We start from the raw sequence: 12,955 nt of genomic DNA on the forward strand, positions 1-12,955 counted from the left end.
TCTCTTTTTTCTTATCGGCTTGTGATTATTTTGCGGCTTTAAATGTTTCAATCAATTCAATGAAGTGATTAAACAATGGCGCAGCATCATGAGGACCAGGGCTTGCTTCAGGGTGACCCTGAAAACTAAACGCAGGTTTGTCCGTCAAATGAATACCTTGTAATGAACCATCAAACAACGATTTGTGCGTCGCAATTACATTGGCAGGCAAGGTGGCTTCGTCTGCCGCAAAACCGTGGTTTTGCGCCGTAATCATTACACGGCCAGTTTCAAGCTCTTGGACCGGGTGGTTAGCACCGTGGTGACCAAATTTCATCTTGACCGTGGTCGCGCCGCTCGCAAGTGCTAATAACTGATGACCTAAACAAATACCAAAAATTGGCGTTTCTGTCGTTAAGAACGTTTTGATTGCGTCGATGGCGTAAGTACAAGGTTCTGGGTCACCAGGGCCATTCGATAAGAAAATACCATCAGGCTTTAATGCCAGTACTTCTTCAGCGCTCGTTTGCGCAGGCACCACGGTTAAACGACAACCACGGTCAACCAACATCCGCATGATGTTGTCTTTTATACCAAAGTCATAAGCGACAACATGATGAGGTAACTCAGCTGCTGGTGTCTCTGATGGCAAGCCATCGATTAACGCCCACGTTTTCTTGGTAAAAGTATAAGTTGATTTAGTCGTCACTTCTTTCGCTAAATCCATGCCTTTTAGACCAGCAAAGCCTTTAGCTAATTCCAACGCTTTAGCATCGTCAATGTCACCTGCCATCACACAACCAGCTTGAGCACCTTTGCTGCTTAACAGACGTGTTAAACGACGGGTATCGATATTTGCAATTGCAACAATACCAGCATCCTTTAAATATTCGTCAAGTGCTTTTTCATTACGAAAGTTACTGGTGATTAAGGGTAAATCACGAATCACCAAACCGCAGGCATGTATTTGACTTGATTCTGCATCGGCACTGTTGGTGCCGGTGTTGCCGATATGGGGGTAAGTAAGAGTAACAATTTGTCGGGCATAAGACGGGTCAGTTAAAATTTCTTGATAACCTGTCATTGAGGTATTAAAAACCACCTCTCCAACTGAATGACCTTCTGCACCGATAGATGTTCCACGGAAGATAGAACCATCTTCAAGAACTAACAAGGCGGATTTACTCAAAGCAACCTCCAAAAAAGATAATGAATAATTCACTAAAACGTGGATTATATAGTTTTACTAAGTCGCCTACCGCTTAAGGTAGACTAAATTGCGCGCAGCATAGCACACAACTATTTTATCGTCCACAAAACAGAATAAAATATTACATTAAAGCAATAAGCCGCCTTAAAGCCGCGTTTTACAACAAAACAAATAACAAAACAAATAACAAATAACAAATAACAGTTAAATTACAAACACTTACAGAGCAAATAAAAATACAAAAAACAACAAAACAAAACAGTTAACCATGTGGCAACACCCGATAAATAGATAACGTTAAGTAATATCACAGAAATTAACACTACTAGCTATCACGAAATATTAAAACCCAACATGAGTCACACAATATTTTATAATTGGCATATAAATTCAATAGCCCCACCAACAATAACAAACAAAACCAAACAAAATAACAATCAAAAAGCTAAAGTGTCAAAACCAACACAAAAACAACAAAAACAAATGTAACATATTGTAATTACTTACCATTAATACAACCAAAAACAAAACAACAACAGAAAAGAAGCCCAAAAACATCAAGTTAACCACAAGAACACCCTACCAACATAAATAACAAACCACCACCTTCGCTGTTTTGACATAACATTGCGTTTTATCGACTTAAAACAAAAAGCCATGCGCATAACCATTCACATTTTGTAACTACGGAGTCACAAAGATCAGTTTCATCATTAGGTTTTTCTGAAAAAACAACTTTGTTTGAAGTAAATAAAATAGCATTGGTGTCGTGAGCAGATAACCAGGTGATATCAATTTTACTATTTTATTCAATAGGCAGCACAACATAGCCCTTGCAAATTAAGGCGAGTTATTATTAATGAAGGAAGTTATTTTAAGGTTGAATTAACGATATTATTTTTGGTTGGAATTCTCTTGCTCATTGGCCATTAGCAAGATTGTTAGATATATTTTAGTTGGTAGAGACAAAATAAGCCCAAAGGCAATGCAGGCCGTGCATACAATAATACCATTTATACCCCACCGCTCAGGTAAGTGTGCATAGCTAATCAAGTAGTGCCCTAACAAGAGCAGTGACAAACCAAAACACATCGCCACTTTTAATACTCGAATAATTACTGTATTTGTCATTTTAATCTCCTTAACGTTAATTATAGGGCTCAGGGGCATGGCGACCATGACATAAATCAACATTGGGGATGCAAAGCGGCACTTGAACGGGGTGATTCACGGTGCAGGATCAAATAAGGCCCACTAAAAAATAAGCGAGCCTTAATAAATTAGTGTAACCAGCTTAGTGGCAACTAATTAAGTTTATAAAAGTAATTAACTCGATTTTCTTTTACGCAAGCCAGAAAAACCTAAAATACTCACAACAAATAACCATAAGCTACTTGGCTCTGGCACTTGTGCAACCGGAGCATCGGCAGAGTATGTATAAGCAATATCGGCATAACAAGCAGCTTGAGTTTGCTGAGTAGTATCAATGTTACCGCCACCAGTCATCGTTGAACCTGTGAACGTCGTACAACAAAGTTCAAAGGTATCACCCGCTGCGCCAATAAAGTCGCTAAGTGCAGCACCAGACACCATCAACTCATAAGATCCGCTATCGTTTTGAGTACCAAGATCTAACGTTTCATTTGTCACCAGGGCCACAAAACCACCCGTCGAGGCTAAAATGGCTTCAAAAGTAGCAACCGGTACAACTTGATTTACAGATGTTACATCAAAGAAAAAGTTCAATGTTGATTCAAACGAAAATGATTGTGCAGCAGATGCAGTGTTAGTCATTAAGGTGTTGCTAATTGACTCACCTGATAATGTAAAATTAAAGAGTCTAAAGTGCCTAATGTACTGTCGAACATTGATAATGAGCCTGTTTGGGATATTTTTGTTGTTTCGAGGCTATTAGTAAAGCTATCGGTTATAACATTAGCTTGAACACCGTCAGTTACTGCAATTAAACGGCTAAAATCAAAGCTAAAATTGTTTTTGAATTTTTATCATTCCTTTATTTAAGAAAACCTCAACCAGAAATTGAGAGGCTAACGACAACAAAGCAACCGTTAATGGATTTAACATATTGCATTAAAAAACAAGTAGATATAACAATACAAATAAGATTATTTATTGGAAGTGATGTCACTACAAAGTTAACAGACAGTGCTGATTAAACGACATAAAATTTAGAATAAAAAAGCAAACATGACAAAATGAGCGCTAGCTGACTAAATTAAACTCAAGTTACTTTTTTAATCAGCGAAAAAAAATGCCACCCATATAAATGAGTGGCATTAACGTCAACCGCCAATAAGGCAGTGGGAAATTAAGCAATAATTTCTAGTAATTCAACTTCAAATACTAACGCGGCGAAAGGAGCGATTGCGCCGCCAGCACCTTGCTCACCGTAAGCTAGGTGATGTGGGATATGTAGCTTGTATTTAGTGCCTGTAGCCATTAGTTGTAATGCTTCAGTCCAACCTTTGATTACGCCGCCAACTGGAAATTCAGCAGGCTGACCACGGTCAACAGAGCTATCGAAGATAGAACCGTCGATTAGGGTACCGTGGTAATGAACACGTACTGTTGATTCAGCTGTTGGCTTTTCGCCGTCGCCTTGAGTAATCACTTCAAACTGTAGACCAGAAGCCGTAGTAGTGATTTCTGCACGCTTAGCATTTTCAGCTAGGTAAGCTTCGCCTTCTTCAGCCATAACACCGGCTTTTTCAGCGGCAGCGGCTTGCATGCGTTCGTTGATTTCTTTGAATGCTGCGTTTAGGTCGTCCATGCTAACTTTGCTATCAGTTGCATTAAATGCATCGGCAATGCCTTGCTGAACAGCGCTAACGTCAATACCATCAAAAGGGTTAGCAGCTAGTTGCTCACCCATGTTACGACCTACACCATAGCTAGCACGTTGTTCAATAGTTGTATATTCAGACATATTCTATTTCTCTTTACTTAAAGTTTACAGTTGGGACGATTACCCGCCGCTCTTGCTTGATTATATGAACTCTGTGCAGAGGCCATATTTTTATTTAAATCGTTAATACGATGCTCATTTGAGGGATGCGTTGATAAAAACTCCATTGGCTGATTGCCGCCAGAAGCTTTTGCCATTGCTTGCCACAACGAAACGCTTTGCTGTGGCGCAAATCCCGCTTTGGCCATGAGATCTAAGCCGATAAGATCAGACTCACTCTCTTGAGTGCGGCCAAAAGGTAACGCAATGCCATACTGCGCGCCAAGACCTAAGCCTTGCATCCACATCCCTTTATTTTGAACACCGCCTAAATCAAATGCGCCACTGGCCATTTGCATCCCAAAGCTGGTTAGCTTATTTTGTGATAACCGCTCATTAGAATGATTAGCCAGTACATGACCCACTTCATGACCAATAACCGCCGCCAATTGATCGGGCGTAGTCGCAACCTTCATTAATCCGGTATACACGCCGATATGACCACCAGGTAACGCAAAGGCATTCACTTGGTCAGAGTCAAAAACAACCACTTCCCAGTTTGTGACACCATAAGAGCTCGGCACCTGAGCCGTTATCGCGTTAGCAATGCATTTAACGTAATTATTAACGCGACTAGAAGTGACTATTTTCTCTTTCTTTTTCATTTCTTCAAAAGATTGAGCGCCGAGGCTGTCCATGTCACCAGTAGAGTACATTAACGCTTGAGTGCGTCCGGTCGGACTCTTGGTTAATTGACAACCTGCTAATACGGCTACTGCCACTACGGTTAAAATTACTTTTTTCATCTTAGCTCCTTGCATAATGGTCAAAACCTATCCTAATATGATTAATATAGCCCTTGACCATCAAATGCCCAATGATTATTTGGCTAGGTCATCAAAAAAGTGTTTCACACCGTCGAAAAAACCCTGTGCTTTAGGTTTATGTTCTTTTGAAGAACCATTCACCGCTTCGTCAAATTCTTTGAGTAGCTTGCGTTGATGTTCAGTCAGCTTAACCGGAGTTTCAACAACCACTTTGCAAATTAAATCGCCAGTGCTGTTACTACGTACTGATTTAACACCTTTGCCGCGTAGTCGGAACATTCGACCACTTTGAGTTTCGCTAGCAACTTTTAGTTTAACTTTACCGTCAAGGGTTGGTACTTCAATGTCACCACCAAGTGCTGCATTAGAGAACGAAATAGGCACTTCACAATAAAGGTTGTTACCGTCTCGCTCAAAAATAGCGTGCTCTTTAACATGAACCTGAACGTATAAGTCACCTTTAGGCGCCCCAGTTTCGCCCGCTTCACCTTCACCCGTTAAACGGATCCGGTCGCCGGTATCAACACCCGCTGGGATTTTAACCGCTAACGTTTTGGTTTTTTCATAACGACCTTCGCCGTAACAAGTACGACACGGATCTTTAATTATTTTGCCTTTACCACGACAAGTAGGACAAGCCTGCTGAACGGCAAAGAACCCTTGACGCATCTGAACCTGGCCTTGACCATGACAGGTACCACAAGTATTAGCTGATGTACCTTTTTTAGCGCCACTACCATGACAATCATCACAGCCTTGCAGTGAAGGTACTTGAATGTCTTTACTAACACCCTTAACCGCTTCTTCAAGGGTTAATTCCATGTTGTAACGTAAATCGGCACCACGAGCAGGACCACGTTGACGGCCACGACCACCAGCGCCGCCGCCACCAAAGATATCGCCAAACATGTCACCAAACACGTCACCGAAATCTTGTGGGCCACCGCCGCCTCGGCTTTGATCAACACCAGCATGGCCGTATTGATCATACGCGCCGCGCTTTTGCTCATCGCCTAAAACGTCATAGGCTTCTTGCAGCTCTTTAAATTTATCAACCGCGGTTGCATCGTCTGGGTTACGATCTGGATGACATTTCATCGCAAGACGTTTGTACGCCTTTTTTAATTCTTTATCCGTTGCAGTTTTAGCAACACCCAAAATTTCATAATAATCACGTTTTGACATAAAATTTACTCAAACCTAGTTACGACTACGGGCGTCAAGGTTTCCCTAAACGCCCGTTGGTCTATTTAAAGTGAACGACGATTATTTTTTGTCGTCTTCTTTAACTTCTTCAAACTCAGCATCTACTACATCATCATCTGACTTAGCTTGCTCTGCAGCTTGGCCTTCAGGTGCTGCACCGGCTTGTGCTTTCGCTTGAGCAATTTCCATTAATTTAGCAGAAGCTTCCATTAACGCTTGAGTTTTAGCTTCGATAGCTTCTTTGTCTTCGCTTTTCGCTGCGTCTTCTAACTCTTTAAGTGCCGCTTCAATTTTCTCTTTTTCGTCACTTGGTAAGTCATCACCCGCTTCTTCTACTTGCTTGCGAGTTGCGTGAACCATACCGTCAGCTTGGTTACGTGCTTGAACTAGTTCTTCAAATTTCGCATCTTCTTCAGCATTAGCTTCTGCATCACGAACCATTTTTTCAATTTCAGCTTCGTCTAGACCTGAAGAGGCTTTGATAGTGATTTTCTGTTCTTGACCCGTATCTTTGTCTTTCGCAGATACGTGTAAGATACCATCAGCATCAACATCGAATGTTACTTCGATTTGCGGTGTGCCACGCATTGCAGCACGGATACCTTCAAGATTAAATTGACCTAGAGATTTGTTATCGCTAGCGCGCTTACGCTCGCCCTGACAAACATGAATCGTTACTGCAGACTGATTGTCTTCAGCAGTTGAGAATGTTTGTGCTTGCTTAGTCGGGATAGTGCTGTTTTTAGTGATAACGTTAGTCATCACGCCGCCCATAGTTTCGATACCTAGAGACAGTGGAGTAACATCAAGTAGTAGTACGTCAGTTACGTCACCAGAAAGTACGCCGCCTTGTACAGCTGCGCCCATTGCTACTGCTTCGTCTGGGTTAACGTCTTTACGTGGCTCTTTACCGAAGAACTCAGTAACTTTCTGTTGTACTAGTGGCATACGAGTTTGACCACCAACCAAGATAACATCATCGATGTCGCTTAGGCTTAGTTCTGAATCAGCTAGTGCAACACGTAGTGGCTCAAGAGTACGCTCAACTAGGTCTTCAACCAGTGATTCTAGTTTTGCACGAGTAACTTTAATGGCTAAGTGCTTAGGACCCGTTGCGTCAGCCGTGATGTACGGTAAGTTAACTTCAGTCTGTTGTGTTGTAGATAATTCGATTTTAGCTTTTTCAGCAGCTTCTTTTAAACGCTGAAGCGCTAAAGGATCATTGCTGATGTCGATGCCTTGATCTTTCTTGAATTCTGCTACTAGGTAGTTGATTAAACGGCTATCGAAATCTTCACCACCTAGGTGAGTATCACCGTTAGTTGCTAATACTTCAAACGTGTGCTCGCCATCCATTTCATCGATTTCGATGATTGAAATATCGAATGTACCACCACCAAGGTCATAAACAGCAACAACATTGTCGCCCGCTTTTTTGTCCATGCCATAAGCAAGAGCAGCAGCCGTTGGTTCGTTGATAATACGCTTAACGTCTAGACCAGCAATACGACCCGCATCTTTAGTTGCTTGACGCTGTGCATCGTTAAAGTAAGCAGGAACTGTGATTACGGCTTCAGTAACTTCTTCACCAAGATAGTCTTCAGCAGTCTTTTTCATTTTCTTAAGAATTTCAGCTGAAACTTGTGGCGGCGCCATTTTCTTGTCTTGAGCTTCAACCCATGCATCACCGTTGTCTGCTTTAACGATGTTGTAAGGCATGATTTTAACATCACGTTGTACAACTTCATCTTCAAAACGACGACCAATTAAACGCTTAATAGCGAATAACGTGTTATGTGGGTTTGTTACCGCTTGACGTTTTGCTGGCTGACCAACTAACACTTCATTTTCAGTGTAAGCGATGATCGAAGGGGTTGTGCGATCGCCTTCAGCATTTTCAATGATGCGAGTTTTTTCGCCGTCTAATACTGCCACACAAGAGTTTGTTGTACCTAAGTCAATACCGATAATTCTGCCCATCGGGGATTCTCCAAAACAATGTCATTAAATGACTAATAATATGAATGTGGGTGTTTGTAATAAACGACCCTTTGCTTAGAATTATATATGGGGGTGCAATTTCAAATGCCAAGGCAAGTTTGAAAAATAATTGAACTTTTTTTTGTTTTTGCCCAAAAGAATTATTAACCAACTACCGCGCCCTGTTATGGTATTCATTTCATTTCTAAAATATTGGCAAACTTTAAGGAATTACGATGTATAAACTACACCAACTATTCATTAGCTTATTATTGACGACTTTCTCACTGGCCGCTTCAGCGACCGAGCTGAACTTTAATCTCTATCAACTGGTGGCCGCTACTGAAGAACAGGTTGATAATGACATAATGAAGGTAACACTGACCGCTTCCCATCAAGCGCAAAGTTCCGCTACCGTTAGTAACAAAGTTAATCAGCAGATGAACGCAGCGCTAAAAATACTAGCCTCAAGCTCAGATATAAATTATCAAACGGGAAATTACCAGACTCACCCCACTTATCAGCGCCAAAAAATTTCCGGTTGGCAAGCGTCGCAACAACTCATTTTAAAAAGCAGCGACGTTAAGCAAATGACCGACTTAATAGGTAAACTGCAATCACAGTTAAAACTGTCGAGCATGAAATTTGAAATCAGTAAAAAGGTTCGTCACAACGTCCAAGATAAATTATCAGTGACGGCACTGAACCAATTTAAAGCGCGTGCGACCTTAATTCAGCAAACAATGGGCGCTGATAGCTACCGAGTGGTTAATGTTGATGTTAACTCCGGCATGCAATTTATGCCGCAAGCCCGATCCATGATGATGAAATCAGCAATGTCGATGTCAGCAGAGAACATGTCAGCACCTTCCGTTAGCAGCGGTACCAGCAAAATAAATGTCCGGGTTAGTGGTCAAATTCAACTGGTGTTTAACTAAAAACTGCTCCTGCGTTACCCTACCTCCTAAATCCATTTAGTCGTAAGCATCGCCGCTCTATGCTATTGCCACCAGGGATGGTGGTACTTAGGTTTTGTCTGGAACTTAAAACCTGTGACACCAGGGATGGTGCTACTTAGGAAATGTCTGGAACTAATTTCCTGACTCGATAATTGCTCCTGCGTTACTCTACCTCCTAAATCCATTTAGTCGTAAACATCGTCGCTCTATGCCGTCCTTGGCACCGCGACATTGCATGCAGGGATGCATGTACTTAAGCTTTGCAGGAGCAAAAAGCTTGACCGTTCATCCTCGGTAACTGCTCCTGCGTTACTCTACCTCCTAAATCCATTTAGTCGTAAACATAAAAAAGCCAGTTTGCATTGCAAACTGGCTTTTCTTTGACTCAAGCTAACGTCTTAGCTTGGCAATAACTTTTAATTTAAGCTTTCGTATCTAATGGTGCAGGTTTAGCAACGACAACCATCGCCGGGCGTAACAAACGACCGTTTAGCTCATAACCTTTTTGCATGCAGTCAATGACCGAGTTTGGCTCAGCGCCAGGGACTTCAATCATGGTCATTGCTTGATGCAATTCTGGGTTGAATATTTCGCCCACTGGGTTTATTTGCTTAACACCTGATTTATCCAGCGCAGTAGTAAAGCTATTAAGTGTCATCTCAATACCTTCAATAATTGACTTAAACTCTTCGTTGTCTTTATCAATTGATGATAAGGCACGATCTAAGTTATCAACTACAGGTAATAATTCTGACGCAAATTTATTAAGTGCAAATTTATGCGCTTTTTCTACATCAATGCTAACGCGACGACGCATATTTTCAATATCGGCACGACCACGTAAAACACCATCTTGTTGTGCAGCAACTTTTTCTTCGCTTTTCGCTAACGCTAGCTCAAGTTCAATAATGCGCTGTTCCATTGAATCAACGATAACACCGTCGTCAGCTAATTCAGGGGTAATATCTTTTTCAACGACAGGTGTTTCTTGTAATTCAACATCCTGTGGCTGGCCATCTAAATCTTTATCGCTCATCATTTTTCCAAATTCAATGTTTAATACTTATGCTGTTTATTATGGGGATCAAATTTTTTGATTCAAGAGTAAAAACCAAAATTAACAACGCAAGTTAAATTTCTTGCCCGTCCACAAAATTAACACCTTGTTTTTGTGGCGCAATCTAAAAAGATGGGGGTATACTTGCTATTATCTCTGTCAGGTAAATATTTATACTATGAAGCGCCCATTTAACACCATTGGTCTGGTTGGTAAAGCCAATCATCATGCCACCAGTCAAACATTATCTGAGCTTTATCACTTGCTCATATCTCTTGATTATCAAGTCTTAGTTGAAGAAATGGTCGGTCAAGACCTTGAGGAACTAGCGCTTGAACGGGTCGAACTTACCACAATAGGTGAACGTTGTGACTTAGCCATTGTCATTGGTGGTGATGGCCATATGCTCGGCAGCGCAAGGGTTTTAGCGCGTTATGACATTGCCGTAGTTGGCGTTAACCGCGGTAATCTTGGTTTTTTAGCCGATTTGGATCCCGACAATTTAGAAGCGCCACTATGCCAGATATTACAAGGGGAGCACCTGATTGAGCAACGTTTTCTGCTCGAAGCCCAAATTTTTCGTCATGGCATGATGAAAAGCACCAATACCGCCATGAATGAAGTTGTCTTGCACGCTGAAAAAGTCGCACACATGATTGAGTTCGAGCTATATATTGACGACTTGTTTGTTTACCATCAACGCTCTGATGGTTTAATCACTGCGACCCCAACAGGTTCGACAGCATATTCACTGTCTGGTGGCGGCCCGATTTTAACCCCGAATATGGATGCTATTTCGCTGGTCCCAATGTTTCCGCATACATTAAGTTCAAGACCAATAGTGATTGCCGGTAATAGTCAAATTAAGCTGCGGATCCCAAATTATACCGATGATCAAATCCAACTAAGCTGTGACGGACAAGTTACCTTAGCCGTACAACCCGGTGATGAAATCATCATTAAGAAATGTACCAACCTGCTGCAGTTAATTCACCCAACAGGATACAGCTACTACGAAGTCTTGCGCAGTAAATTAAATTGGAACGAGCAAAAGGTTGTAAGGCGTAAACCTTAAGCTTGAGAATCAATTAAGGCCATAGTTTTTAATACTTTTTTAGGCAAAGACGTAACGACTAAATTAAAGGAATTATCGATCATCCGTTCAATTTCCCCAGCGGCGATTGAACCATCAATGACTACGGTATTCCAGTGCATTTTATTCATGTGATAACCGGCAGTTATTGCATCATAAATATCACGCAGTGCTAAGGCTTCATCGGGATCACATTTTAAATTAAGCGCACACAAGCCACTGGCACGATCGGTTGTAACTGACGCAAACATTTTACCTTTGACCTTAAAGACCATCACTGCCAATCCGAAAGGGTGATCTAATAGTGCATAGGGTTTTCCCAATAAATATTGCTTATATTTTTCGTGATTATCCATTTAGCCTCCAATACAACATAATTTGGTGAGCGCAGTTACTGCTTACTTATATCAATAATTTTAGAGTATAGTAAAAAAAAGTGTTTTTTCAGATTGTTAAGCACTTTTAGCAAAATTAACGTCCAATGTCGTCGTTTAGCAATACAATTGGACGCCATTGCAGCTAATGGTTGATATTAACTTAAATTCTTTCGGTCACACGCGGCTTAACTATATAATCTAAATGTACAACTACCCAAGTGAGGCACGTCACCTTGTTTTTTGAAGGCTCCGAGAAAAAAGCAACAATAACCATCGATAATACCCGACTTTCACTATTAAAAGATTTTGATGATGATTTTTGGCATTTATTAGTTGAACAATGCCAAGCGAAAGTTTTGTCAAAAATTTCAAATCAAGACTGCACCGCTTATTTACTGTCGGAATCGAGTTTATTTGTCTGGCACGATCGTTTTGTTATCCTGACCTGTGGTACCACGAGTTTGGTTAATGCGATTGAGTTTTTTGTCAGCCAAGTCGAAAGCAATATAATTATTGGCTTAATTTTTCAGCGAAAAAATGAATTCTTCGCCCATGCACAACCCAGCTGCTTTAATGATGATGCTAAAATTTTACAAAAATATTTTGATGGCCAAGCTTGCCGCTTTGGCAGTTTAAATAGTCACCACAATTACCTTTACCATTTAAACAAACCTTTAGCGTCAACGCACATCAACCCTAGCTACGAATTGCTTAGCTATCAAATTAGCCGCAAAGCCTCAGCTATTTTATGTCAGCCCAAGCTTACCACTGATCTGGTGCGTAAATTTTTACGCCTTGATCAATTTTTACCAAATTTCAGCTACGATGACTTTGTCTTTGAACCCTATGGCTATTCGTTAAATGCCATTGCTGGGCAAAACTATTTAACCATTCATATCACCCCACAAGAACATTCAAGTTACGTCAGCATTGAAACAAACCTTAATTTAATGCCACTGTTGCCGCTGTTATTAGAAATATTAGCGCCTAGCTCTTTTGACTTGATCGCTTTTAATGCCCCTGAATTTTCGGCATTAACAGCCTATTACATTCCCGCGCCCTACCTTAGCCATCAAGTAGTTGCGAGTACGTTAAGTTGTAACGAGCATGTGGATTTTGCCAGCTTTATCAAACCCACTCAGCAAGCAATAGCGCCTAACTCACTCAAAATTTAGTCAGATAGTCCCAGAATGCACCCTGATTGTAGCGGTTTTCATAATATTTATCGGCTGAAAACTTGACCAACACTAAATATACTGTATAAATAGCCATGTACTGTATGTACCACTGTATACAATCAAC

General features: G+C 41.0%; 13 protein-coding genes. 3 read left to right on the top strand and 10 right to left on the bottom strand.

Going from position 1 to position 12,955, the window contains the following annotated elements:
• Positions 1 to 25 precede the first annotated feature (25 nt).
• The 8 genes from carA to dnaK all read right to left on the bottom strand — a co-directional run bounded on the left by carA (position 26) and on the right by dnaK (position 8,167).
• Positions 26 to 1,180 carry a glutamine-hydrolyzing carbamoyl-phosphate synthase small subunit gene (gene carA / locus HRU23_12805; protein NRA55018.1) on the bottom strand — a complete coding sequence of 385 codons (1,155 nt, stop codon included), beginning with the start codon at positions 1,178 to 1,180 and terminating at the stop codon, positions 26 to 28.
• Between the two features lie 903 nt (positions 1,181 to 2,083).
• Complete coding sequence (locus tag HRU23_12810) at positions 2,084 to 2,320, bottom strand: hypothetical protein (protein ID NRA55019.1); 237 nt, start codon at positions 2,318 to 2,320, stop codon at positions 2,084 to 2,086.
• 195 nt (positions 2,321 to 2,515) lie between these two features.
• On the bottom strand, positions 2,516 to 2,983 hold the full coding sequence (locus HRU23_12815; protein NRA55020.1) for a PEP-CTERM sorting domain-containing protein: 468 nt from the start codon (positions 2,981 to 2,983) through the stop codon (positions 2,516 to 2,518).
• Positions 2,983 to 3,153: a choice-of-anchor E domain-containing protein gene (locus tag HRU23_12820; GenBank protein ID NRA55021.1), complete on the bottom strand. Its 171-nt coding sequence runs from the start codon at positions 3,151 to 3,153 to the stop codon at positions 2,983 to 2,985. Before HRU23_12820 ends, HRU23_12815 begins: the two co-directional genes overlap by 1 nt.
• A gap of 365 nt (positions 3,154 to 3,518) precedes the next feature.
• Positions 3,519 to 4,136, bottom strand: coding sequence for an FKBP-type peptidyl-prolyl cis-trans isomerase (locus tag HRU23_12825; protein NRA55022.1), 618 nt, complete (start codon positions 4,134 to 4,136; stop codon positions 3,519 to 3,521).
• Between the two features lie 17 nt (positions 4,137 to 4,153).
• Positions 4,154 to 4,960 (bottom strand): M48 family metallopeptidase, encoded by an 807-nt coding sequence (locus HRU23_12830; protein ID NRA55023.1) that lies wholly within the window; start codon positions 4,958 to 4,960, stop codon positions 4,154 to 4,156.
• Positions 4,961 to 5,035: 75 nt separating this feature from the next.
• Positions 5,036 to 6,166: a molecular chaperone DnaJ gene (dnaJ, locus tag HRU23_12835; GenBank protein NRA55024.1), complete on the bottom strand. Its 1,131-nt coding sequence runs from the start codon at positions 6,164 to 6,166 to the stop codon at positions 5,036 to 5,038.
• Positions 6,167 to 6,247: 81 nt separating this feature from the next.
• Complete coding sequence (dnaK, locus tag HRU23_12840; protein ID NRA55025.1) at positions 6,248 to 8,167, bottom strand: molecular chaperone DnaK; 1,920 nt, start codon at positions 8,165 to 8,167, stop codon at positions 6,248 to 6,250.
• 236 nt (positions 8,168 to 8,403) lie between these two features.
• Between dnaK and HRU23_12845 the strand changes: the two genes are divergently transcribed.
• On the top strand, positions 8,404 to 9,105 hold the full coding sequence (locus HRU23_12845) for an SIMPL domain-containing protein (protein NRA55026.1): 702 nt from the start codon (positions 8,404 to 8,406) through the stop codon (positions 9,103 to 9,105).
• Between the two features lie 442 nt (positions 9,106 to 9,547).
• Here HRU23_12845 and grpE read toward each other — a convergent pair whose 3' ends face one another.
• A complete protein-coding gene (gene grpE, locus HRU23_12850; protein ID NRA55027.1) occupies positions 9,548 to 10,162 on the bottom strand; it encodes a nucleotide exchange factor GrpE in 615 nt (204 codons plus the stop codon).
• Between the two features lie 199 nt (positions 10,163 to 10,361).
• Between grpE and nadK the strand changes: the two genes are divergently transcribed.
• Positions 10,362 to 11,258, top strand: a complete 897-nt coding sequence (gene nadK / locus HRU23_12855) for an NAD(+) kinase (protein ID NRA55028.1) — start codon at positions 10,362 to 10,364, stop codon at positions 11,256 to 11,258.
• On the opposite strand, the gene HRU23_12860 is transcribed toward nadK, so the two are convergent.
• The gene (locus HRU23_12860) at positions 11,255 to 11,632 is read right to left on the bottom strand and encodes an MmcQ/YjbR family DNA-binding protein (GenBank protein ID NRA55029.1); all 378 of its coding nucleotides are present in this window, start codon (positions 11,630 to 11,632) and stop codon (positions 11,255 to 11,257) included. The two genes, nadK and HRU23_12860, sit on opposite strands and share 4 nt — an antisense overlap.
• Before the next feature lie 254 nt (positions 11,633 to 11,886).
• Between HRU23_12860 and HRU23_12865 the strand changes: the two genes are divergently transcribed.
• On the top strand, positions 11,887 to 12,828 hold the full coding sequence (locus HRU23_12865; GenBank protein NRA55030.1) for an adenosylmethionine decarboxylase: 942 nt from the start codon (positions 11,887 to 11,889) through the stop codon (positions 12,826 to 12,828).
• Positions 12,829 to 12,955 lie beyond the last annotated feature (127 nt).

This window comes from Gammaproteobacteria bacterium (assembly GCA_013214945.1).
Taxonomy (GTDB): Bacteria; Pseudomonadota; Gammaproteobacteria; order Enterobacterales; family Psychrobiaceae; genus Psychrobium.